20 protein-coding genes are annotated in these 24,998 nt (G+C 47.2%); 11 read left to right on the plus strand and 9 right to left on the minus strand.

The features are described 5' to 3' along the window. Window positions 1-54: 54 nt before the first annotated feature. From HCZ42_RS09645 to HCZ42_RS09660, 4 genes are all read right to left on the minus strand, one after another. Window positions 55-1,581: a tripartite tricarboxylate transporter permease gene (locus tag HCZ42_RS09645; protein ID WP_167420496.1), complete on the minus strand. Its 1,527-nt coding sequence runs from the start codon at window positions 1,579-1,581 to the stop codon at window positions 55-57. 18 nt (window positions 1,582-1,599) lie between these two features. Next, complete coding sequence (locus HCZ42_RS09650) at window positions 1,600-2,118, minus strand: tripartite tricarboxylate transporter TctB family protein (protein WP_167420497.1); 519 nt, start codon at window positions 2,116-2,118, stop codon at window positions 1,600-1,602. 210 nt (window positions 2,119-2,328) lie between these two features. After that, complete coding sequence (locus HCZ42_RS09655; protein WP_167420498.1) at window positions 2,329-3,300, minus strand: tripartite tricarboxylate transporter substrate binding protein; 972 nt, start codon at window positions 3,298-3,300, stop codon at window positions 2,329-2,331. A gap of 265 nt (window positions 3,301-3,565) precedes the next feature. Next, window positions 3,566-5,347 (minus strand): M28 family peptidase, encoded by a 1,782-nt coding sequence (locus HCZ42_RS09660; RefSeq protein ID WP_167420499.1) that lies wholly within the window; start codon window positions 5,345-5,347, stop codon window positions 3,566-3,568. Window positions 5,348-5,809: 462 nt separating this feature from the next. Here HCZ42_RS09660 and HCZ42_RS09665 point away from each other — a divergent pair, with 462 nt between their 5' ends. From HCZ42_RS09665 to HCZ42_RS09700, 8 genes are all read left to right on the plus strand, one after another. Then, entirely contained in the window at window positions 5,810-6,514 is a 705-nt protein-coding gene (locus tag HCZ42_RS09665; protein WP_167420500.1) for a GntR family transcriptional regulator, read from the plus strand. A gap of 12 nt (window positions 6,515-6,526) precedes the next feature. Continuing rightward, on the plus strand, window positions 6,527-7,423 hold the full coding sequence (gene prpB / locus HCZ42_RS09670; RefSeq protein ID WP_167420501.1) for a methylisocitrate lyase: 897 nt from the start codon (window positions 6,527-6,529) through the stop codon (window positions 7,421-7,423). 117 nt (window positions 7,424-7,540) lie between these two features. Beyond that, window positions 7,541-8,668 (plus strand): bifunctional 2-methylcitrate synthase/citrate synthase, encoded by a 1,128-nt coding sequence (gene prpC / locus HCZ42_RS09675; RefSeq protein WP_167420502.1) that lies wholly within the window; start codon window positions 7,541-7,543, stop codon window positions 8,666-8,668. Window positions 8,669-8,742: 74 nt separating this feature from the next. Continuing rightward, a complete protein-coding gene (gene acnD, locus HCZ42_RS09680) occupies window positions 8,743-11,328 on the plus strand; it encodes a Fe/S-dependent 2-methylisocitrate dehydratase AcnD (RefSeq protein ID WP_167420503.1) in 2,586 nt (861 codons plus the stop codon). 11 nt (window positions 11,329-11,339) lie between these two features. Continuing rightward, entirely contained in the window at window positions 11,340-12,527 is a 1,188-nt protein-coding gene (prpF, locus tag HCZ42_RS09685; protein WP_167420504.1) for a 2-methylaconitate cis-trans isomerase PrpF, read from the plus strand. A gap of 53 nt (window positions 12,528-12,580) precedes the next feature. Beyond that, entirely contained in the window at window positions 12,581-14,458 is a 1,878-nt protein-coding gene (locus tag HCZ42_RS09690; RefSeq protein ID WP_167420505.1) for a propionyl-CoA synthetase, read from the plus strand. Between the two features lie 119 nt (window positions 14,459-14,577). Next, window positions 14,578-15,063, plus strand: a complete 486-nt coding sequence (locus HCZ42_RS09695) for a GNAT family N-acetyltransferase (RefSeq protein WP_167420524.1) — start codon at window positions 14,578-14,580, stop codon at window positions 15,061-15,063. A 1-nt stretch (window position 15,064) separates the two neighbouring features. After that, window positions 15,065-16,513 carry a bifunctional NUDIX hydrolase/phosphatase PAP2 family protein gene (locus HCZ42_RS09700; RefSeq protein ID WP_167420506.1) on the plus strand — a complete coding sequence of 483 codons (1,449 nt, stop codon included), beginning with the start codon at window positions 15,065-15,067 and terminating at the stop codon, window positions 16,511-16,513. A 27-nt stretch (window positions 16,514-16,540) separates the two neighbouring features. Here the strand turns inward: HCZ42_RS09700 and HCZ42_RS09705 are convergent, their stop codons facing one another. Next, complete coding sequence (locus HCZ42_RS09705; protein WP_167420507.1) at window positions 16,541-17,353, minus strand: Cof-type HAD-IIB family hydrolase; 813 nt, start codon at window positions 17,351-17,353, stop codon at window positions 16,541-16,543. Window positions 17,354-17,527: 174 nt separating this feature from the next. Between HCZ42_RS09705 and queE the strand changes: the two genes are divergently transcribed. Together queE and queC are read left to right on the plus strand one after the other, a co-directional pair. After that, window positions 17,528-18,178, plus strand: coding sequence for a 7-carboxy-7-deazaguanine synthase QueE (gene queE / locus HCZ42_RS09710; RefSeq protein ID WP_167420508.1), 651 nt, complete (start codon window positions 17,528-17,530; stop codon window positions 18,176-18,178). A gap of 11 nt (window positions 18,179-18,189) precedes the next feature. After that, window positions 18,190-18,885 (plus strand): 7-cyano-7-deazaguanine synthase QueC, encoded by a 696-nt coding sequence (gene queC, locus HCZ42_RS09715; RefSeq protein ID WP_167420509.1) that lies wholly within the window; start codon window positions 18,190-18,192, stop codon window positions 18,883-18,885. Here queC and HCZ42_RS09720 read toward each other — a convergent pair. The 4 genes from HCZ42_RS09720 to HCZ42_RS09735 all read right to left on the minus strand — a co-directional run bounded on the left by HCZ42_RS09720 (window position 18,845) and on the right by HCZ42_RS09735 (window position 23,326). Next, window positions 18,845-20,770, minus strand: a complete 1,926-nt coding sequence (locus tag HCZ42_RS09720) for a tetratricopeptide repeat-containing diguanylate cyclase (protein ID WP_254868926.1) — start codon at window positions 20,768-20,770, stop codon at window positions 18,845-18,847. The two genes, queC and HCZ42_RS09720, sit on opposite strands and share 41 nt — an antisense overlap. Window positions 20,771-20,961: 191 nt before the next feature. Next, a complete protein-coding gene (locus HCZ42_RS09725) occupies window positions 20,962-21,315 on the minus strand; it encodes a DUF2750 domain-containing protein (RefSeq protein WP_053410518.1) in 354 nt (117 codons plus the stop codon). Window positions 21,316-21,405: 90 nt separating this feature from the next. Then, a complete protein-coding gene (locus HCZ42_RS09730; RefSeq protein WP_167420511.1) occupies window positions 21,406-22,020 on the minus strand; it encodes an OmpA family protein in 615 nt (204 codons plus the stop codon). A gap of 1 nt (window position 22,021) precedes the next feature. Beyond that, window positions 22,022-23,326: a TolC family outer membrane protein gene (locus HCZ42_RS09735; protein ID WP_167420512.1), complete on the minus strand. Its 1,305-nt coding sequence runs from the start codon at window positions 23,324-23,326 to the stop codon at window positions 22,022-22,024. Window positions 23,327-23,742: 416 nt separating this feature from the next. Between HCZ42_RS09735 and HCZ42_RS09740 the strand changes: the two genes are divergently transcribed. Continuing rightward, a partial coding sequence (locus HCZ42_RS09740) for an Ig-like domain-containing protein (protein WP_167420513.1) occupies window positions 23,743-24,998 on the plus strand: 1,256 nt, incomplete at its 3' end.

The following is a 24,998-nucleotide window of genomic DNA, read 5'->3' on the forward strand; positions in this document are numbered from 1 at the left end:
TAACAAGCAATAAAAAAGGGAGCAAATGCTCCCTTTTGGTCGTAATAGCAGAACTTATTGTTCCACTTTCGCCGGGGTAGGTTTTAGCTTTTGGAACAGCTTGACCAAAATTGGGCTTGCTAGGACCAGTACCGCCAGTACTGTGAACACCAGTGTGATTGGACGTTCCCACAGGAAGTTCAGTTCGCCATCACTGATCATTAATGCGCGGCGCAGGTTCTCTTCCATCAAGCCACCTAAGATAAAGCCAAGTAGTAAAGGTGCCAGTGGGAAGTTAGCCAGTCTGAGGGCAATCGCTGCCATCGCAATCAACAGCATGATGAATACGTCCATGGTGTTGAAAGAAACCAAGTACACACCCGTGATTGAGAAGAACAAAATCATCGGTAGAAGCACGGTTCTTGGCACAGCCAGTAAGCGTGAAATGTACGGAATCAGTGGTAGGTTAAGGATCACCAGTACGATGTTACCGAAGTACATTGAGATGATAACCGACCAGAAGACATCTGGGTGCTCAACAAACAAACGTGGACCAGGCTGAATACCGTAGGCGATCAATGCACCTAACATGATTGCAGTTGTACCCGAACCCGGAATACCAAGCGTTAACAGCGGTACAAATGAACCACTTGATGCTGCGTTGTTCGCTGATTCAGGTGCAACTAGACCACGGATGCTGCCTTTACCAAATTCTTCTTTCTTATCTTTTGGTGCAAGATTTCGTTCCATACCGTAGCTTAAGAAGGCGGCAATCGTTGCGCCCGCACCCGGTAGAACACCAGTGAAGAAACCAAGGATCGAAGAGCGAATCGACACAGGCGCGACTTCTTTGATCTCTTCTTTGGTTACCTTCATGCTGCCAATGTTGCTCATCTTGTTCTGCTCTTCTGAGCTGGTGTCTTTTTCTGGTTTCAGAATACCCATTAAGGTTTCACCCAGAGCGAACGTCGCCATCGCAAGTAACAAGAAGCTAAAGCCATCCATCAAATCAGTTAGGCCAAAGGTGAAGCGCTCAACGCCGACGCCTTTATCGATACCAACCGTAGACAGCATCAAACCAAGAATTGTCATCATCCAAGCTTTGATTACCTGGCCTGGGCCTGCAAAAGCCGCTACGGCAGAAAGACCAAGCAACATCAGCGCGAAGTAGTCTGAAGACTGGAAGCTCAGCGATACGCTTGCCAATGCAGGAGCCGCAACGAGCAGCATGATTGCTGATAGCGTACCACCAGTAAATGATGAGTAGGCCGCAAGCGCGAGCGCTTTACCTGCTTGGCCTTTTTGCGCCATTGGGTAACCGTCAAATGCGGTAACTACTGTTGATGAACAACCCGGAGCGTTAATTAGGATTGACGATGTTGAACCGCCAAATACCGCACCGTAGTAAACACCCGCCATTAGGATTAGGCCAGAAGAAGGGTCTAAACCATAAGTGATTGGGATCATCAGCGCGATAGCTGAAATAGGGCCAAGGCCCGGAAGCATACCAATGAAGGTACCCACGAAACAGCCAACGATCACCATCATGATATTCATTGGCATTACTGCGGTCGAAAGACCTTGTAAGATTCCATCTAACATTTCGTTTTCCCTATCTTATTATGACCACATAGTGAAAATAACGCCCGGTTCAAGATAGATATCCAGTACCTGAGTCAGTAGCAGGTAGAAACCAAGGACGAATGGGAATGAAGCGCCGAACAAAATGCCTTTGCGTCTTTCGCCAAGTAAGTAAAAGCCTGCAAGCAAAAAGAAACCAGTCGCCAGAACGAAGCCAAGGTAGGTTAAACCGACACCGTACAGCGCCATCAGTACTAAGAAGCTAATCAGCAGTTTCCAATCAAATTCAACGACTGCGCCGCTTTTCTTGTCTGGTTGACCCATGACTAGCAACAGCAACGAAAGTCCAATACCCGCGAAAGTGAGTAGTGTTGGTAGAGTGCGCGCCGTGAATGGTTCGTACTCATCACCAGGAAAAAGGGGGATCAGCGTGGTTTGGTAGCCGTAGCACAGGCACACGATCAGGAATATCATCGCGCCCACACGATCACGGCAAAGGAGGTTTTCTTTAGTGAAGAAACTTCCTTGGTTGAAAGAGTTCGTTGGCAAGTCCGACATATCCAACTCCATTTGCTAATAAGGGAAGAAAAGGCCGCGTGCGAGGATTAATGAGCATGTTTCATTAATAAGGTCTGCCGATTTGCTGCTAGTCAAATAGGTGGACGTGTTTATATAAAGCCATAAACAAGGAGATTGTGTTTATCTCGTACGCGGCGAAAAGGTAAGGGCAGGCATGAGTTAATACCAAGACTGCCCTTGTTTACTGAGTTACTTCAGGAAACCAAGCTCGCGCATTAGGTCGCCCATCTGTTTCTCTTGGTCTTCTAGGAACGCGTAGAAGTCTTTATCCGCTTTGTAGTTGTCGATCCAACCGTTGCGGTCACGTACAACTTGCCACTCATCTGTCTTGTACATCTTAGTCAGAGCTGCATTCCACTCATCGATTTTCGCTTGGCTTGCACCCGGTGCAGCAAAGAAACCACGCCAGTTAGCAAAAACGGTTTCGTTACCGTATTCAGTCAGAGTAGGGATGTTTGGTGCTGCGTCCAGACGTTTAGGCGCCGTTACCGCCAACACTTTAACTTGTCCAGACTTAGACATTTCTAGTACTTCGCCTAAACCAGTTGAAAGTAGCTGAGTTTCGCCAGACAGTAGTGCAGCCATTGCTTTACCGCCTGCATCGTATGCGATGTAGCGAACTTTCTTAGCGTCAAAGCCTTCGCCTTTAAACGCCGCTGCAACCACTAGGTGGTCCATACTACCGCGAGCTGAACCGCCAGCGATTTTAACTTTGCGTGGGTTCTCTTCGAAGTCTTTAACGACGTCTTCCCAAGTGTTGTACTTAGAATCAGCAGAAGCCACGATCGCGCCGTAGTCAGCAATGGTTGCTGCAACTGGCGTTAAGTCACGGAATGATTGAGGGAAAATACCGGTTAGTGAGCGAACAACGATAGGCGTTGAATTCACCATTAGAGTGTCTTCTTGACGCTCAGCGGTTTCGATTAGGTGTGCGATAGCTTTACCACCGCCGCCACCAGAAAGGTTTTGGAATGATACATTGTCAACAATGTCAGATTTTACCAGTACGTCACCAGTTCCGCGCGCAGTCATATCCCAACCGCCACCTGCACCGCCAGGGATTAAAAAGTGGATTTTTTCGAGATCTGCTGCAAGAGCACCGAAAGAAAATGTCGCAGCGATGATAGACGCGGCTAGGGTAGGTTTGAGTACCTTGATCATGATTCACGTTCCTTATGTAAACGCACGTTCCTCTTTGGGAACCTGCTTATTGTTATGAATTATCTACTAGCAAGTGAAGGGTTCTTGTTAATAGATAGAGTCAAGGTTAATAGAGTGTTAAATCGGTGTCTGCAATGCGTTGATAAAAACAATATTGGGCATTAAGTGAGTTTTGTTCATAAAGTTCACGGAAGGTAAGCGCGTAGAAAATGCAATAAAAAAGCCGCACTCTAAGGTGCGGCTTGAATAAGGAATGGTGTCGCTGTTATTCGCGGTCTTGGTCAAAATCACCGTGGAAGTGATCGTGATCAGATACGCTGTCAGCGGCTTTTAGCTTCTCGCCGATACGCAGTTTATCAACTGGCTCAACGTTTACGCTAAATGAACGCGCCATCGCTTTAGGCTCAGCTTGTTGCTCAGGGAAGATTGGCTGACTAAATGCGTAGAAGGTCGTTACATAAGCAAGCGACTGAGTGTTCACAAATAGTGCTTTTTGGCTGACGTTGTTTAAGTCATCACACGCTTTGTGGTAACAAACATCGTAAGCAACGCCAGTGTCGCCACCAAACAGATTCGCTTCTTCTGCCGATTTCGCTTTCTCTGCACCCGTGAACAAGCCACCAAACGCTACGCCCCAATCGGCGAATCCAGCGTAATCAGAACGTTTTGAAAGTGCTTGAGGCACGGTCGCTTCTTTCTTCTTATTGAAGAAATCATTGAACTTAGACTCAATGTGAGATGTGCCGTATGGCGGTGTGAAGTCACCTGTGTACGCGTTGTCTGGGCTGTCTTTCGTGTCAGACAAGTCACCATCCATAACGCCGAAGATGTAGTTTGGCGAACCGATCATATCGAAGTTCAGGTATAGCTTAACTTTGTTTAGCTCGTTGTAACGCGCTTCAACCAATTCCATTTGCTCTGGAGTAAATTGGCTTGGGTCTTCTAGTTCAAACTGAGCCAAGATTTCTTGCTGTGCCTGAGCGTATAACGGGCCGAATAGCTCAGTCGTATAGTACTCTGAACCAACTAGGCCTGCTTCTTCCGCTGCCCACCACGCGAAACGTACTTTGTTTTTCACCGGTGCGTTGAGATCCGCCAAAGTGACCGCGTATTCCAATAGGCCAGCCGTACCTGAGCCATTATCGTTAATACCCGGACCTTCAGGAACAGAGTCTAAGTGCGCGCCAAGCATTACGATTTGGTTCGCATCGCCGCCTTTGGTTTCAGCGATGATGTTCTGTGTTACGACCATTTCATCTTGAACATTGATCTTCAAGATGACATTAACATCGCCCGTGAGGCTTGCATCGTACCACTGTTTACCTAAGTCAAAACGCGCGCCAAACGCCGGAATCGTTGCTCCACTGTCACTGCCCAGTGTGCCGTTGACTACGTCGGTACGACCTTCGTCATTGCCTTGGTTGAATACGATGACACCTTGAGCGCCGGCTTCTTGAGCGTTGACGACTTTCGCATTAAAGCTACAGCCGCCGCGTTGAATCACCGCGACTTTACCAGTGACATCTAAGCCGTCAAAGTCTGTGGCTTCACAGCCGTCTGTGCTGTCGTAGTCAGGGGCATCAAAGCGGAAATCGGGTGTAATGAATACTGCTGGTGCGTTAACTTCGCCGCTTCCAGAGTAGGACATCGCGGCAAAATCCGCTTGCTCACCTTCAGCGGCGTTACGAACACTGACTAACTCAACACCAGCCACATTGAGCGAGGTACCCGCCAGCTCTTCCCACGCGCGGAAGTCAAACTCTTGAGTTCGCACATCGTAGTTGTGGTCGCGCATGGTTTCCACAATGTAGTCAACTGAATATTGGTAGCCATCTGTGCCCGCTGCGCGTGTAACCGAAGCGCCGTCCGACGTTGCGGATGCACGTCCTTCTAATTCTACAAGGTGTTCAACCACTGCCTTGCGGTCGATTTTATTACTGACGTGTTTCGCCGCTTTTTCAGGATCATCCCAATAACATCCAGATAGTAGGGTGGCACTGATGACGCTAGCGAGGATTGTTTTTGTTGTTGTAATGCTTACTTGCATGTGTGACTCCTTGTATTCAATAAGCCACCCCATGTTTGCTGAAATGTAAGGTTAATAAAATGTTAATTAGAGTAAAATTTCTAGATTAGGAATCCATATCAACGAAGTTTTATCTGTTAGCTTTGTAATTTACATCTTGATTCGGCAGGTAATCACATAATCAACGTTTATAGTAACGCATTAATAAATAAAGAAATTATGTGAACTTATGTCCAAGTTTGTTCTTTAGTCTGGCAGGCTGAGTAGTTTCAACTACGCGCTTTTTAAACGTGTTTGCTGACGACGGAATCACTCAATACGACGGAGCAAATTGCGATTGCGCCTCCGCTATACTCAATTTTTCTCATACCTTAGTCTAAATTGTCGACACTTTACTTGATTGTCGACACTTTAATGGTCTATTTTAAGTTCTAGAGATTAGATTGTAGACACTTTGAGTGTTGTGAAACGAGTGATTTGTATATGAACGTTGAAGTTAAAACTCGTCTTAAAGCGGTAAACAGCGAAAAAGAAAATACCAAATCAGAGACACTTACAGAGTCTTTGGTTGAAGCGATTGTGAGTGGAGAAATCGCACCAGGGAGTAAGATCTCCGAGCCAGAGCTGGCAAAGCGTTATCAGGTGAGCCGTGGCCCTTTGCGTGAAGCGATTATGCGCCTAGAAGGGTTGAGCCTTATTGAGCGAATCCCGCACGTTGGTGCTCGCGTGATTACATTCTCACCAGAAAAACTGATCGAACTTTACGCGGTTCGAGAAGCACTTGAAGGCATGGCTGCGAGATTAGCGGCGCGCCACATCACCGAAGAAGAGCTGATTGGTCTAAAACACTTATTGTCGACACATTCAAACCATATCGAAGAAGTCGAAGGTTCTTCTTACTTTCACCAGCACGGTGATTTTGATTTTCACTACCGCATTATCAAAGCCAGCCGCAACAGTAAGCTGATTTCACTGTTGTGCAATGAGCTTTACCACTTATTACGTATGTATCGTTACCAATCGCCACGTTCTCAATCGAGACCAAAAGAAGCGCTAAACGAGCATAAATTTATTCTACAAGCGATTGAGAACCGAGATGAGGAGTTGGCAGAAATGCTGATGCGACGCCACATTTCGGGCAGTCGCAGTTTGATAGAGCAACAAATACTGATTGCCGAAAATGACTAGAAGGAAAGTGTCATGAGTTTATCTCCGGGGGCGAAATTCAGACTCGCCATTGAGCAAAATGATCCGCTGCAAATTGTCGGTACGGTTAACCCTTACTGCGCCATGATGGCGAAGAACTTAGGTCACCAAGCGATTTACCTATCAGGTGGCGGCATTGCGAACGCTTCTTACGGTTTACCTGATCTGGGTATCACCACACTGAACGACGTGCTGGTTGACGTTGACCGTATTACCAACGCGTGTGATCTGCCTTTGCTAGTGGATATCGATACTGGCTTTGGTGGCGCTTTCAACATTGCACGCACGATTAAATCGATGGAGAAAGCGGGTGCTGCTGCGGTTCACATGGAAGACCAAGTGGCGCAAAAACGTTGTGGTCACCGCCCAAACAAAGCGATTGTCAGCCAGCAAGAGATGGTTGACCGCGTCAAAGCGGCGGTGGATGCCCGTAACGATGAGAGCTTCGTGATTATGGCGCGTACCGACGCGTTAGCGGTTGAAGGCATCGATAGCGCGATTGAACGTGCGATTGCGTGTGTGGAAGCGGGTGCAGACATGATCTTCCCAGAAGCGATGACTAAGCTTGAGCAATACGATCAATTCTCTACTGCGCTGCAACAAGCGACCGGTAAGCACGTACCAATCTTGGCAAACATCACTGAGTTTGGTGCAACGCCGCTTTACGGCTGTGAAGAACTGGCAAAAGCGAAAGTGGATATGGTGCTTTACCCATTGAGTGCGTTCCGCGCGATGAACAAAGCCGCAGAAATGGTTTACAAGCATCTGCTTGAAGTAGGTAATCAGGAAGCGGTTGTAGACTCCATGCAGACACGCAAAGAGCTTTATGCGCACCTGAATTACCACGACTACGAAGACAAACTTGACCAGCTATTCTCTGAAGGAAAATAGCGGGGAAAGAGACGGAAGCCCAAGAAAAAATCGGAATCATTCAATCCAATAACGTGAAATTTGTCTGGTCAATAAAAGCTCCATAAAGAGAGCAGCCAGACTGAAAAGGAGTTCGAAATGCCTAGCAAAGAATTAGGTGGCGCAGGCCTACGCGGCCAAAGCGCTGGAAGCACCGCTTTATGTACTGTCGGCAAAACAGGAACAGGCCTAACTTATCGTGGCTACGATATTACAGACCTTGCAAACAACGCTCAGTTTGAAGAAGTTGCACACTTATTGCTGCGCGGTCATCTGCCAAATCAGCAAGAGTTAGATTCGTACAAGACTCGACTTGTTGGGCTGCGCGGCCTGCCAGCAGAGCTTAAACAAGCGCTAGAGCTTATTCCAGCAAGTGCTCATCCAATGGATGTGATGCGTACGGGCTGTTCAGTGCTTGGTAACCTAGAACAAGAGATGGACTTCTCTGAGCAGCTTGATGCCACGGAGCGCATGTTGGCGCTCTTCCCGGCGATCATCTGTTACTGGTACCGCTTCAGCCACGATGGCGTACGTATTGATACCGAAGACCAATCGCAAGATTGTATCGGTGGCTACTTCCTAAAAATGCTGACCGACAAAGCGCCAAGTGAACTGCATAAGAAAGTGATGCACTGTTCACTGATTCTGTATGCTGAGCACGAGTTCAATGCCTCTACCTTTACCGCTAGGGTATGTGCGTCAACCTTGTCTGATATCCATTCTTGCATTACCGGTGCAATCGGTACGCTACGTGGCCCTCTGCACGGTGGTGCGAACGAAGCGGCGATGGAAATGATCGAGAACTGGATGACCCCAGACGAAGCAGAAGAAAACATCATGCAGATGCTGGCAAACAAAGACAAGATCATGGGCTTTGGCCACGCTATCTATCGAGAAAGTGACCCGCGTAACGCACTGATCAAACGTTGGTCGAAAGAGCTATCTGAAGCGGTGGGTGATACCCATCTGTACGCAGTCTCTGAACGTGTTGAAGCGGTAATGAAGCGCGAGAAAGGCTTGTTCTGTAACGCCGATTTCTTCCATGCGTCCGCTTACCACTTCATGGACATTCCAACTAAGCTGTTCACGCCAATCTTTGTGATGAGTCGTTTGACGGGTTGGGCTGCACACGTCTATGAGCAACGCGCGAACAATCGCATTATCCGCCCGAGTGCGGACTACGTTGGTCCGGATCACCAAGATTGGGTTCCAATCGAAAAACGATAGGCAAATGCCACATGCTGACGACCTCACACCAGAGGTCGTCAGAGCCGCTGTATATTGTGAGTGGAAGCAAAATCATGACTATAAATACTCAATACCGCAAATCGCTTCCGGGAACCCATCTTGATTATTTTGATGCCCGAGAAGCTGTCGAAGAAATTTCGCCGGGTGCTTACGACAAGCTCCCGTACACCTCTAAAGTGCTGGCTGAACAGCTAGTTCGTCGCTGCGAACCATCCGTGTTAACGGATTCGCTCAAGCAAATTATTGAACGCAAGCGAGACCTCGATTTTCCTTGGTATCCTGCGCGCGTCGTGTGTCATGACATTCTTGGTCAGACTGCGCTGGTGGATCTCGCTGGCCTGCGTGACGCGATTGCCGAGCAAGGCGGTGACCCAGCTAAAGTCAATCCTGTGGTGGAAACACAACTGATTGTTGACCACTCGTTGGCGGTTGAACACGCTGGTTTTGATCCCGATGCGTTTGAGAAAAACCGTGCGATTGAAGAACGTCGCAACGAAGATCGCTTCCATTTTATCGAGTGGTGTAAAACCGCGTTTGAAAACGTCAGCGTGATTCCAGCGGGCAACGGCATCATGCACCAGATTAACTTGGAGAAGATGTCTCCAGTGGTACAGGCAAAGCAAGGCATCGCTTACCCTGATACCTGTGTGGGTACAGACAGCCACACGCCACACGTTGACGCGCTTGGTGTGATTGCAATTGGTGTCGGTGGTTTGGAAGCTGAAACCGTGATGCTGGGCCGTCCTTCAATGATGCGCCTGCCGGATATTGTCGGTGTGAAATTAACCGGTAAACGTCAGCCTGGCATTACTGCCACAGATATCGTTCTGGCGATTACCGAGTTTTTGCGTAATGAGCGTGTTGTGTCGTCGTACCTTGAGTTCTTTGGCGAAGGCGCGAAAGACCTAACCATTGGTGACCGCGCGACGATCTCTAACATGACACCTGAATATGGCGCTACGGCTGGGATGTTCTACATTGATGAGCAGACCATCAACTATCTAAAACTGACTGGTCGTGAAGAGCAGCAAGTTGACTTGGTAGAGAAGTACGCCAAGCAAACTGGCTTATGGGCAGACGACATGGTCGAAGCGCAATACGAGCGTGTACTTGAATTTGATTTATCGTCTGTGACGCGCAATATGGCGGGTCCTTCAAATCCACACCGCCGTTTGCCAACCTCAGAGCTGGCGGCGCGTGGCATTTCGGGTCAGTTTGAAGAAAAAGAAGGCGAATTGCCAGACGGCGCGGTCATCATTGCGGCGATCACGTCCTGTACTAACACCAGTAACCCACGTAACGTTGTTGCCGCTGGTTTGGTGGCGAAGAAAGCCAACGAGCTTGGCCTTGTGCGTAAACCTTGGGTGAAATCGTCATTTGCGCCGGGTTCAAAAGTCGCCAAGTTATACCTTGAAGAAGCGGGTCTACTTCCTGAGCTTGAGAAGCTTGGTTTCGGCATTGTCGCTTATGCGTGTACTACCTGTAACGGCATGAGCGGTGCGTTGGATCCGAAGATCCAGCAAGAGATCATTGACCGCGACCTTTACGCGACGGCGGTATTGTCAGGCAACCGTAACTTTGACGGTCGAATCCATCCATACGCGAAACAAGCCTTCTTAGCATCGCCACCATTGGTGGTAGCTTATGCTCTAGCGGGGACTATTCGCTTTGATATCGAGCGTGATGCGCTGGGCAAAGATGCGCAAGGTAATCTTATTTACCTCAATGATTTGTGGCCGACTGACGAAGAGATCGATGAAGTGGTCGGTAAGCACGTTAAACCTGAGCAGTTTAACCAAATCTACATTCAAATGTTCAAACTCGATGATGCCGAGCGTAACAGCAATCCGCTTTATGACTGGCGTCCAATGAGTACTTATATTCGCCGTCCGCCGTATTGGGAAGGGGCCTTGGCGGGCGAGCGAACCTTATCAGGTATGCGTCCATTAGCAGTCTTGGGTGACAACATCACCACCGACCACTTATCGCCTTCAAATGCGATTATGGCGAGCAGCGCTGCGGGTGAATACTTAGCGAAAATGGGTGTGCCGGAAGAAGACTTTAACTCTTACGCGACCCACCGAGGTGACCACCTAACTGCGCAGCGTGCGACCTTTGCTAACCCAAAACTGTTTAACGAAATGGTCAAGGAAAACGGCGAAGTCGTGCAGGGCTCTTACGCTCGTATTGAGCCAGAAGGTAAAGTGACGCGCATGTGGGAAGCAATTGAAACCTACATGAATCGCAAGCAGCCGTTGATTGTGGTTGCGGGTGCAGACTACGGCCAAGGTTCATCGCGTGACTGGGCAGCAAAAGGTGTACGTTTGGCTGGGGTAGAAGCCATCGTTGCCGAAGGTTTTGAACGTATTCACCGTACTAACTTGGTTGGTATGGGTGTATTGCCGCTGCAGTTCAAAGACGGTGTAAACCGTAAAACGCTTGAGCTCGATGGCACCGAAACCTACGACGTTGTCGGTGATATTCAGCCAGGTACAGATTTGGCACTTGTTATCACTCGTGCAAACGGGGAGAAAGTCGATGTGCCAGTGACATGCCGACTCGATACTGCTGATGAAGTACTTGTCTACAATGCTGGCGGTGTTCTACAGCGCTTTGCTCAAGATTTCTTGGCGCAGTAGGGAGAGTCGCAATGAATCAAGCAACTCAAAGCCAAATCAAAGTGCCAGCCACCTACATGCGTGGTGGCACCAGTAAGGGCGTCTTTTTTAGCTTACAAGACTTACCGACAGAAGCTCAGGCTGCCGGCGATGCGCTTGACAAATTGTTGATGCGCGTTATCGGCAGCCCCGATCCATACGGCAAGCAGATTGATGGAATGGGCGCAGCGACATCGAGCACCAGCAAAACGGTGATTGTGTCGAAAAGTACGCAACCGGATCATGATGTGGATTATCTGTTTGGCCAAGTGTCTATCGATAAACCGTTTGTCGATTGGAGTGGCAACTGCGGAAACTTGTCGGCGGCGATCGGACCATTTGCTATCCATGCTGGCTTAATTCCAGCAGAACGTATTCCGCAAAACGGCATAGTGACGGTCAAAGTATGGCAAGTGAATATCAGTAAAACGATTCTGGTTCATGTGCCTATTGTGAACGGCTTTGTGCAGGAAACGGGTGAGTTTGAGCTCGATGGTGTGACCTTTCCCGCCGCGGAAATTCAAGTCGACTTTATGGACCCAGCGGATGGTGACGGAAGCATGTTCCCAACGGGTAATCTAGTGGATGATCTTGAAGTCCCGGGGATTGGCACATTTAACGCGACATTGATTAACGCAGGTATTCCGACCATTTTTATTGATGCAGAAGCGATTGGCTATCAAGGCACTGAATTGCAAGATGACATCAATAATGACGAGCAAGCATTGGCGAAGTTTGAAACCATCCGCGCCTACGGTGCGTTGAAAATGGGTTTGATTGAACGTTTGGAACAAGCCGAAACGCGTCAACACACACCGAAAGTCGCGTTTGTATCTAAACCGAAAAGCTATCTGTCGTCGAGCGGCAAACCCGTTGAGGAAAGCGAAGTCGATATCCTAGTTCGAGCGCTTTCAATGGGTAAGTTGCACCACGCGATGATGGGTACAGCCGCAGTCGCGATTGCCTCTGCAGCTTGTGTGCCGGGCACGTTAGTCAACTTAGCCGCGGGTGGCGGTGAGAAAGAATCGATCACCTTTGGTCATCCGTCAGGGACGTTAAAAGTCGGAGCCAAAGCCAATAATACCGATAACGGTTGGGTGGTTGAAAAAGCCATTATGAGTCGAAGCGCTCGTATATTGATGGAGGGCTTTGTGCGTGTTCCCTCCGATGTCTTTGAATAGAACATTTCGTAAGCTGCATCTATGCAATGTCAAGACATACTGGAGGAAGCAATATGTCTGCATATCAAAAAGAATACCAATGGGCACAGAATGAACCTGAGTCATTCTGGAAAGCTCAAGCTGAAAACATCGATTGGTTTGAAGCACCAAAAACCATTTTGCAAAAGGACGAGAATGGTATCGAGCGCTGGTTCCCAGATGGCGTGTTGAATACCTCGTGGTTGGCACTCGATTATCATTGTGAACAGGGCCGTGGAGACAAAACGGCGCTGATCTATGACTCGCCAGTGACGGACACCAAACGTACCTATACCTACTATGAGATGCGTGACCAAGTCGCTAAAATCGCTGGCATGCTGGCGGCGCAAGGCGTGACCAAAGGCGATCGCGTGGTTATTTACATGCCGATGATCCCAGAAGCGGCGATGGCAATGTTTGCCTGTGCCCGATTAGGTGCGATTCACTCGGTTGTATTCGGTGGTTTTGCGCCAAACGAACTGGCGGTGCGTATCGAAGATGCTGAGCCAAAAGTGATCATGACCGCGTCATGTGGTGTGGAGATCAATAAGATAATCCCATACAAGCCAATGGTTGATAAGGCGATTATGGACAGTCGCTGGAAGCCAGAAAGCGTATTTGTTCTGCAGCGCCCTGAATGTGAAGCGGAACTCGGCCAAGAGCGCGATATCGATTGGCAACAAGCGTATGACAACGCTTTGCCACATGCGTGTGTTCCTGTGCTGGCGACAGATCCGCTGTATATCTTGTATACCTCTGGCACTACTGGTAAGCCAAAAGGCGTAGTTCGTGACAACGGTGGTCATGCCGTCGCGATGAAATACTCGATGCACACGATTTACAACATGCCGCAAGATGGCGTGTTCTGGGCTGCATCTGATGTTGGTTGGGTGGTAGGGCACTCCTACATTGTCTACGCGCCGCTTATTCACGGCTGCACAACGATTCTGTATGAAGGCAAACCCGTGAGAACGCCTAATCCAGGTGCATTCTGGCGCGTTTGTGAAGAGTACTCTGTGGATGTACTTTTCTCTGCGCCGACGGCGTTCCGCGCCATCAAGAAAGAAGATCCAGAAGGCGAGTTCCTTAAAAAGTACGATTTGTCTAAACTCAAAACCATTTTTATGGCTGGTGAACGCCTAGACCCACCAACGTTGGAATGGGTACAAAGCAAAGCGAACAAACCGGTGATTGACCATTGGTGGCAAACCGAGACAGGTTGGGCTATCTCAGGTAACCCTGTGGGCGTTGAATTAATGCCAGTGAAAGCTGGGTCATCGACCAAACCCATTCCGGGTTATCAAGTGGAAATCTTGAACGAGATGGGGGAATCGGTAGGGCCGAACCAACAGGGTTTTGTCGCGTTGAAACGTCCGCTACCACCTAGCTGCTTGCCGACGGTTTGGCGCAACCATGACCGTTTCGAGTCGGGTTATTTAAGTCAGTTCCCGGGTTACTATGTTTCCGGTGACGGTGGTTACTTGGATGAAGATGGTTATCTGTTCATCATGGGTCGCATTGATGATGTGATTAACGTCGCGGGTCACCGTTTGTCGACCGGTGAAATGGAAGAGATCGTCGGCGGACATCCGGCGATCGCAGAGTGTGCTGTAGTCGGTATTCACGATGATTTAAAAGGTCAGTTGCCGCTCGGTTTTGTGGTATTGAAAGACGGCGTGAAGATCGATGCGCACGAATTAGAAGGTGAGTTAGTTGGAAAAGTGCGTCAAGAAATCGGTGCAGTGGCGTGTTTTAAGCATGCACTGGTGGTAGAACGCTTACCTAAGACGCGATCCGGAAAAATCCTACGTAGAACCATTCGTCAGATAGCCGACGGCGAGCAATACACCGTCCCATCGACTATTGATGACCCAAGCAGTTTGGATGAAATTCAGAAAATTCTGAACTCTTAACCTCTAAAGATGGAATCTAAACCGACAAGCCTCCTATACTGGGGGCTTTTTTGTTGATCATTACAAGTGAAACCATCACACTATTACCTAATTTTCCTAAAAAAATACCCCCTATAGCCATGCACCGCCCGCTGACGATAAGAGCCGCAAATGACCGTGACTTGGAACAGTTGAACCAATTAATGTTCCTGCTTCACGATGAGCATCATAAACAGTGCTCTGATTACTTTAAGACCGCAGAAGAGATCGAGCAGGAAAAGAGTATTGCTCGTTATCTCGATAACCCAGAATGTTTAGTGTTTGTTGCCTGCGAACAAGATCAAATTTGCGGGTTTATTAGCGGACATTTCTGCGAACTGATTTCTACGGTAAGCAAACCGATTCAAATGGGCAGTATTGATGAGTTGTATGTGCTCCCGGATTACAGAAAATCGGGCGTCGCGCAGCAGTTGTGTGCTCAAATAGAACAGCGTTTTGAAGAATACGGCGTGGTAGAAGTGTTCGTTGAAGTGTGGGAATTTAATCAACCCGCTAACCAATTTTATCAGCGATTTGGATTTGAGAAGCACATTAACTGGTTAAGAAAGCCCGTGGTTAAAAAGTAAAATGAATCCATACCTAAATTTATTCAGTCAGTTGATTTTTGTCCTCTTTAGTTTTGTGGCGACCAGTGCTTATGCTCAGACAGATCAGGAAGCGATTAAAGGCGGCGTGTGCGTCGTTCGTGTTGACGACAAAGTAGTACTAGTACACGAAATACTCACCAAAAAGCTTGCATTGCCCGGCGGGAGGGTTGAGCCAGGGGAAGACCCTGCAATAACCGCTCAGCGTGAAACCTGGGAAGAAACCGGTTTGGTGGTGAGCGTTAAGCGCGAACTCGGCCGTTATGATGACGCGATTTTTTACGATTGTGTATCGGACTCTCATATTGTCTCTTTTCAGTTCAACAATGTGTACGATGGCTTAGAGTTGCCCGTTTGGTTTGCGCCGCATTACGGGGTGGAAGTCTCCTCGGCAATGTTGGTTAATCCGAGAAGTATTCCTGTGGAGGAATACCGCTTCCCAGAGCAGGTTGATTGGCTCAAACAGATGCAAACTGAAGCAAGCAACCAGCCGATCACTTATGTGGGTAATCTTGTTGAAGCTGCACCTACATTCAATCAGGTGGAACTGGATTGGATGATTTGGTTACAAAGCACGATCCATGAGTTGCCCGATTCGTTAAGAACACTAAGTCGTTGGTTTATCATGGGCGGCAATTTACTGGCCGAGCCTTTACTGCTCATCATATTGTTACCACTTGCGTATATGCGTTATGGCCGTGCGAGTGCGTTCAAAATCTTTTTTGCTGCGACTGTTACTGCATTGATGAGTTTGGCGGCTCAGCAAGGGTTTGCGTTTCCACGCCCTCACGTTTATTTGCCTGCGGTTGAGCTGGTTCAAACCTACGGGTACAGTTTTCCAAGTGTGCCAGCCGCGATATGGCTAGCGGTCGGACTGTTAGTTTTGAAGAAAGAGCGCAGATTGTCTGGTCATAGCTATACATTGTTGTTTTCAGCACTGTTCTTGTGGTTGGGGTTAGCTAAGTTTTACACGGGCTCGGCATTTTTAGTTGATGTGATCAGCGGCGCGTTGCTTGGCTCACTTTGTGCTTGGCACATTTCTCGTTTGGAAAATAATCCAGCGTTTAAATCGTTGCACCTGTTCTCATCCAAACAAGTGTGGCTGGCTTTGTTGATATTTTGCGGTGTGATGATACTGCTTTGGCCGAGCGCCATTTTGGGATGCTGGTTTACTGCGATTGCTTCGGTAGCGGTTGTACTGTATTCGACCAGTGATGAAGAAAAGTGGGTTTCGCCAAGCAATATGCTGCTACTCATCATAGTGATTTTTGCTGCGAATGTTGCAGTGTCGAGCGCTGCATCGCTTGTCTCTCACAGTTCAATCTTGAGTTTCGCGCTTGAGATGTTGCGTTATCCATTGTTGATTACTTTGTTTGTGAATGGATTCCGCAAGGTGAGTCAAGTAAGCACAACCAGTAATCATTACGTATAAGAAGTGGAGGCCAAGGCCTCCATTTTCTTATTCAGCTTGAAGCACAAACTTTTCAATCGCTTTAGCCACACCGTCTTCGTTGTTGCTGTCAGTAACGTAGTCGGCAAGCGCTTTGGTTTCTTCCATCGCGTTGGCCATGGCAATACCTAAACCTGCGTACTCCAACATGTGGTGATCGTTTTCTGCATCGCCCATGCAGATCACTTCACTTGCTGCGATACCTAAGTATTCCGCAATAGATTGGATGCCGATGCCTTTGTTGCTGTCTAAGCTTAGGAACTCAAGGAAAAACGGCGCACTTTGTACGACGGTAAACTCTTCTTTAAACGTTTGAGGAATATTCGCAATCTGAGCAGTCAGTTTCTCTGGCTCACCGACAATCATAACTTTAATGATTTTGTCATCATCGCTAAGTGAACCAAAGTTCATTTCAGTGGTTGGGACCTGGTTGATATCAGATTCAATACGCGTGTACTCGTTGTTTTCTGGCGTGATAAGACCATGCTTAGTACTGAATGCGTGGCAGTAAAGCCCAAGCTCTTTTGCCAGATGCGCTACACGTTTGGTTTGAAGACCTGTGATGGTGGCTTGGTGAATGACTTTATTGCTGCCAAGCTCTTTGACTACTGAGCCGTTAAAAGAGACAACAAACTCGTTTTCTCCGGTTATCGATAACTCATCTAGTTTTGGTTGAATACCTTCAAGAGGGCGGCCCGACGCTAAAACGACCTTAACGCCTTTCTCGCGAGCGGCGTGAATGGCTTGCTTGGTTCTTTCACTGATGCGCTTGTCGCTGGTCAGCAAAGTGCCGTCCATGTCTAGTGCGATTAACTTGTACATAACTTACCTAAATGACTTGATTCAAAAACAAAGAAAAAAAGCAGCATAAAGGGTCGTAGCACAATGATCAATTTATGAATTAGTTGACCTTCTTTAGTCACTCCTTTATCGTCACGACCCTGTGAAATTTTGACGACGAGTCAGGCTGAGAGTAAGTTGTATAAAGTTAACGAAATGTTCGAAACTATCCAAGGGGAAGGGGTGTTTACTGGTGTTCCTTCAGTGTTTGTTCGGCTGCAAGAATGTCCGGTTGGCTGTGCGTGGTGCGACACGAAGCAAACTTGGGAAACGCTTGTGGAAGACGAACGTCACTTTGGCGAGATCATTCTCAAAACTGAAGACTCACCGACTTGGTGTAGTGCATCGGCAGAAGCAATCGTTAATGAATACCAAAAACAAGCTTACACCGCGAAACACATTGTGATCACTGGCGGTGAGCCTTGTATTTATGACTTAATTCCACTGACACGTGCGTTTGAAGCGATTGGTTGTCAGTGTCAGATCGAGACCAGTGGTACGTCAGAAGTGCTGGCGACGGAATCTACATGGGTGACAGTGTCACCAAAAGTGGCAATGAAAGGCAAGTTGCCAGTGTTGGACTCAGCACTACAGCGCGCCAATGAGATCAAACATCCCGTGGCGACAGAGAAAGACATCGAGCAACTGGATGAGCTATTGTCACGCGCAGAGGTGTCATCACAAACGACGATTGCGCTTCAACCTATCAGCCAAAAGCCGCGAGCAACCCAGCTGTGTATTGATGTCTGCGTGAAACGAAACTGGCGTCTTTCAATCCAAACACACAAATACCTCAGCATCGCATAAAGGAACCTATCATGAGAAAAGCCGTCGTTGTATTTAGTGGTGGTCAGGATTCAACTACCTGCCTTGTTAAAGCGTTAAAAGAGTTTGATGAGGTCCACGCCATCACATTTGATTACGGTCAGCGTCATAAGCTAGAAATTGAAGTTGCGCAAAGCTTAGCAAAAGAGTTAGGCATCACTGCACATAAAGTGATGGATGTCGGTCTGTTGAATGAGTTGGCGATCAGCTCTCTAACGCGCGACGATATTCCGGTTTCTCATGAATTACAGGAAAACGGCTTGCCAAACTCATTTGTCCCTGGGCGTAACATTCTATTTCTGACACTTGCGGGTATCTATGCGTACCAAATCGGCGCGCAAAGCGTAATTACTGGCGTGTGCGAAACGGACTTTTCTGGTTATCCAGACTGCCGAGATGCGTTTGTTAAAGCGATGAATACTGCGTTGGTGCAGGGAATGGACCGTGAACTGGTTATCGAAACGCCATTAATGTGGCTGAACAAAGCGGAAACTTGGGCGCTTGCCGACCAAAACGATGCGTTGCAACTGGTACGTGAAAAAACACTCACTTGTTACAACGGCATCATCGGTGATGGCTGTGGTGACTGTCCGTCTTGTGAGTTACGCAAAGTAGGCTTAAACGACTACCTTGCTGACCGTGAAGCCGTTATGGCTGAGTTGGTGCGTAAGCAGTCTTCGGCAAAATAATCGGTTCATTGAACGCATCAATCGTGCTGTTCTTACCGTTCATTTTTACTTGATAGAGTGCTTGATCCAAAATCGAGTAGAGCTCGTCAAAGTCCGCTAATGACTTGTTAGTGGAAAGGTATGAGAGGCTTGCTGTTATGTTGAGCTTCTCATGGTTTTCTGCTTCAAAGCTCATACTTCCAATTGCGTTGTGTAAATCCTCAACACGCTCTTTTACGTCGAGTTCATCGACATTCTTCAACACAATGACAAACTCTTCGCCACCGAGTCGGCCAAAAATATCACCATGTGAGCTATGTGCGTTGATGATTTCTGCTAAATGCCTGAGCGCTAAGTCGCCGGTAGGGTGACCATAGTTATCATTGATGCGTTTGAAATCATCTAAATCGAGTAATATAACCACGTAATGTAGGTTTGGTGCATCCGTTCTCGGTAGCTTTCGTATGTTTCTAATCGCAGCCGCTCTGTTCCATGCGCCGGTTAAGAGGTCTTTTTCTGCGTTAATCATCGCTTTGCGTTTAAAGAAAAATGATCCATACAGCACGACAACGAGCAAAGCAATCACGAAGTAGAGAAACTCTTGAAATGTAACCAAGCGCTTTATTTCTTCACTTTGTTGCCGATTTTTTTCAAGTAGTTGAGAGCGTTGCAGTTGTTCGGTGTAGTTTTGCCTTTCGTTGTCCAGTGCCAAGTACGCTGATTGGTTCTGCTTACTGCGTTTAGCTAGCTCACTGTCAAAATACTCTTGGTAGTACCGTAATGCCTTTTGAAATTGACCGCGCTGCTCTGCAATATCGGCGAGGCGTTGTAGTGCTTTACCTCTTAGTGGGGCGCTATTAATGACCTCTGCAAGCTTACTGGCGTTGTTAGCGAAGTCCTCTGCGAGAATAAAATTGTTTTGCAGTTGGTGCGACTCAGCCAGTGCTAGGTATATTTCGCCGCGAATGTGGTCATTCTTCTGCTCAGAGGCTTTTTCAAGCGCGTCTAGTAAAAAATGGTTTCCAACGCCAAAATTACCAAGCCCAACATTAGCTTTTCCTAGCCCCAAATACGCATATGTTAGGCCATAGGTATAGCCAAAAGGTTGCAGAATGTCTTCAGTCCTTTTGAAATGATAGATGGCACCCTGGTAGTCTTTATCGCTGAGTAGAATATCACCCATGCTATGGTGTGATTGGGCCAACTCTAGCGGAGACGCGCCGTTATCACGCAGTTTAATTGCAATGGTAAGGTATTCTTTTGCTAGTTGAATATTGCCGATATTTTTCAGCAACAGGCCTGCATCGTTGTATACCCCAGATGGATCCGCGTACGCTGGGATCGTTGCAAGATAGTCTTGATAGGCGATGAGTGCGTTGTGGTAGTCACCACTGAACTCGTAGTTGTTTGCAATCACTCTTAGCGCCTTGTAGCGCGGCAGGATGCTGAAATCACGTGATTTCACGTGGTCGTTCAGTGAAGAGCAATACAGTCTTGCTTGAAGAAACTGGCCTTGGCGATTAAGAAGCCGACATAACTGATATTCAAATAACACCTGAGCTTCAACTTGTTCAGCAATCACCGAACGTTTTAGCAGGGATAAATACGCAGCTTTAGCTGCGTCGTAATTAAGTGCTTCTTCTTGGTTTAACGCTTTGATAAACGTCTGTTCAATCTCGGAATATTCAGAATGATAAGTTAACTTATTACCATAGTAAGGCTGACCGCGGAGGGTCATAAAGGCATGAATCTTTGAGCTGATATAGAGTTTTTCAATACCTGGAGGCAACACATTGTAACGGTCTTGAAGCATGGCTAGCGCTTTTTGATCGCTTTGAGCAAGGATCTCATGGTAGGTTTCTTTCCAACTGCTCAAGTCATCTTGAGCGTGGAGAAAGAAGGGCATTGTCGACAATGCTATTAGAGCTAACCGTGTATATAGACGTTTCATAGTGTGATGTTAATTCAGTTTGTCTACATTCTAGAGAGAAGTGTGTAATGCGCAACAAGTAGTAAGTTGGAGATGAGGAAATTGAGAGGTGGGTAGTGTTGGACGTCACAATAAGAAGAGCGCCCAAGTGAGCGCTCTGAATCAAGTTAGTCTAGGTACATCTTTGCTAGATCACTAGGTTCAACTTCTTTACCTTCAAGCTGAGCATTCCAGTTCGTGCCCACTAAGACGCCGTCTTCAGAAAGAGTCAGTAACCAGTCTTCCACAAAGATATCTAACGGGATTTCTAGTACTTCAAAATCAGCCCATTCTTCAACGTTATGAGCCTGTGCGTCTTCTTTAGCAGACCAAAAAGGCATCACTTCGCTGTTTTCGAACTCAGTCGAATCGCATGATAGCCATCCTTCTTCGTTGCGAAGGCCCCAAACTAGGCTGTTTTTCTTCGTTTCAGCAACGAACAGATCTAAGTTTGCTTGAATGTCTGAAGTTAATTTACTCATTACATTTGTCTCTTGATTAGTATCGCCACTAGAGTAGCACTGATGACGGCAAAGCAAAATAAAAAGGGGCTTAATCGCCCCTTTAAGTCATTATAAATTTGGTATTTTGGTGAAGATTGTCCACTCTTCCTTAACATGTCCTTTGTAGCCGACTACGGTAGCGACAACTTTCCGGTTGCTGGCATGTGTGGACTCGTCATCTACAATGCCTTCGACATTGGTGTCACCATAGCCAACAATAGTGACGCGTCTTGGCTCGATGCCATAGTTGAGTAACTGTTTTTCAACCGCTTCTGCTCTGCGTTTCGAAAGCGCCATATTGTAGTTAGCACGGCCGACTTTACTTGCGTATCCGCGCAGTTCAATTGATGTTGAAGGGTATGCCTTTAGGAAGCGAGACATTTCATGGATCTGCTTCATAAACACAGAATGAATTTGGCTAGAGTCATTAGCAAACAAAATGTGCAGATTCATCTTGTCAGACGATTTGATGTACGTCCCGCAGCCGTCATTGTCGACTTCTGCACCCAGTTGCGTGTCTGGACATAAATCACGTGCGTTAATGACGCCGTCATCGTCTTGGTCTTCTAGGTCTGCAATCTGTTCTGGAACTGGTGTAGCGACGTAGTCGTATTCATCTTCGGCAAACGAAGGGGAGCAAGCGACAATCGCTCCTAATAGCAATGAGAAAAATAACTTATTCATATTAATACTCTACAGCCTCATTCCAAGCTTCTGGGGTATCGACACGCAGTGCGTCTAACAGTCCACCCGTCGCGTTGAGTACACGGTATTTCGCGTATTGCTCTGCGTATTTTGCGTCTAGGTAACCTTTACGCGCCTCAAACAACTCGTTTTCTGTGTTCAAAAGGTCAAGTAGGGTACGTTTTCCCAACTTGTACTGCTTGTTGTATGCAATAACCGTTGATGACGCCGCATCGACATGCTCCGCCAAGAACGCCTTTTGTTGCAGCGTGAGATCGAGAGCGCTCCAAGAAAGACGCAACCCTTCTTCTAATGTACGGAAAGTACGGTCACGTAAATCTTTTGCTTTGTTTAACTGGTAAACCATGCTTTCTGAACGGTCGGCATCGGAACCGCCGTTGTAGAGGTTGTATCGCATTCTCAGCATCGCCGAAAATTCGTCACTGCTACCTTCAATACCGCCAGAATCTTCACGCCAAGTTTGATTTGCTTCAAATGAGAAAGTTGGCAGGTTAGTGCCTTTGCTTTGCTTGTATTGGAAACGCGCGGAGTCGACGTCACTTTGTGCGACTTTAATCACTGGGTGATTATCGAAAGCGCGTTTGAGTGCTTCATCAATGCTGGCTGGAATCGCGTTTTTGTCTGCGCGAGGGAAGACTAAGTCCTGTGGTGCCTGACCAACAAGACGCATAAACTGAGTTTGCGAATCGTAAAGGTTGTTTTGAGCCGCTAGAAGGTTACCGTTTGCTTTTGCTAAACGCGCTTCTACTTGAGTGAGGTCGGCGGTAGAGCCAATACCCGATTCGACTCGTCTTTTGATATCTCGATGGATGTTCTTGTGGACAGCGAGATTTGCTTCAGACAACGCGAGCACTTCAGCCGCTTTAACCACATCTAAATAGATTTTAGAGACTTCCAAAGCAATGTCTTGGGCGTCTGACAATAGCTGCAAACGCACCGATTCCGCTTCCGCGGCGGTGCGATCCATATCGTTTAGTGTTGAAGAACCGTCCCAAATCAGCTGAGTCAGAGACAGAGTTGCTTCCTTTCTGGTCAACGAATTGTCTATACCTGAAGCCAAATCGACATTCTCATAACCAATGCCCGCATCTAGGTCGATTTTTGGTAAGTAAGCACCAGAAGAAGCCTGTGAGCTATAAACTTTACTCTTAAATTCGTTATAAGACGCTTTAATGCTTGGGTTGTGGGTAATGCTATGTGCAACAGCTTGTTCTAGTGTCTGACTATAGGCTGGAAAACTAAGTGTGATAGCACAGCTTAAAGCTTTCAACTTGTTCCAATTCACTCAAAACTCTCCTAAGCGATATATTTATGCGATGGATATTACGCAATGTTTAGTCTCATTTCTGAGGCGGTATCATTGTTAGTGTCAATAAAATAACACCGTTTGAATAATAACACTAACGGAATTAAATAAATTGTGCTTATGACATTTGGTCACAAAAAAATACTGAATGAGCGAATGTAAAAAATCGTGAACTAGTACTATCTTATTAATTCATGGGGGGATTGAGCTGTCATATACACCAACTTTTACATAATTAGTTCAAAAAGTTGAGATCTAAAGGTGTTGATGAGATAAATAACAGTTTTGAGTAACTATTAATAATGTTATTTTATAAGGTAACTGAATATATAAATTGCCAAAAAATTGTCGCACGCTGTATTGCGATTTAGTTGTTAAGGGTTAGAGGCAGAATTATGGGTATTGGTACATATGTTGCGCTAGTTAATCTAGCTAGTAGACAAAAAGTTGTAGTGGATGCAAATGGTCTAGTTCGAGTGTTGCTTGAAGGTGAAGAGCCTAAACCTGGCGAAGTTGTCTTACAGCAACTAAACGATGATGCGTCTATAGAAGCTGAACTAGCCCAAGATAATGGCCAGTCTCAAGATCTAACTGCAGAGCTGGAAGATATCTTCGCAGCATTAGAAGAAGGCGCTGACCCAACACAGTTAGGTGAAGATTTTGCCACTGCTGCTGGTGGACAATTGAGTTCAAGTTCTACCCAGCTTGGAACAATCGAGCGTAACTCGGCGGAAGTCGTCGTATCTACCGACTTCTCGACAGAGGGTTTTGCAAATTTAGGCCTATCAGAAACACAAAGTCTATCTCTGCTAGAACAATACCAACTGCTAAGACAAGGTTCGACAGCGGTTGAAGTCAACTCAAGCCCAATCGGTCAAGATCTCGCGTTAACGACATTAGAAGATGAAGAACTTGATGGCCGAATTATTGCAACTGACAGTGATGGCGATTCTCTAACCTATACAGCAGGCGAAACTCCAACCAATGGTTCAGTTGTCGTGAATGAAGACGGCACTTGGACATACACACCAGACCCAGATTTTAACGGTGAAGACTCTTTCACTGTAATCGTATCCGACGGCAAAGGCGGCACTGACGAAATCACAGTTAATGTAGGCGTGACTGCGGTGAATGACGCGCCTGAATTAACGATTACTAACGTCAATGATTTCACTGAAGATCAGACGTCTGCAGGGGATGTAGTTGCTACGTTCACAACTTTTGATAAAGAAGGTGATGAAGTCACGGTTATACTCAGTGATGAAGTTCACTACGCCCTCGACGGTAACGGCAACGTGGTGCTGACCGAGAAAGGCGCGGAGCTGGTCAACCAAGGTCAAGACTTACCGAAATTCACCTTAACGCCAGATGACGGCAAGGTGAGCGGCGAGGCGCAATCGCACGATCCATCGGTGACGTCAGTCAACGACGCCCCTGAGCTGACGATTACTCAGGCGAACAACTTTGTGGAAGACAACGGCGCCAAAGCGGGCAGCGTGGTCGCAACGTTTACGACGTTCGATGAAGACGGCGATACCGTCAACGTCACCTTAAGCGACACGACCCATTACGCTCTGGACGGTAACGGCAACGTGGTACTGACCGAGAAAGGCGCGGAGCTGGTCAACCAAGGTCAAGACTTACCGAAATT

Source organism: Vibrio hepatarius, assembly GCF_011806575.1.
Classification (GTDB): Bacteria; Pseudomonadota; Gammaproteobacteria; order Enterobacterales; family Vibrionaceae; genus Vibrio; species Vibrio hepatarius_A.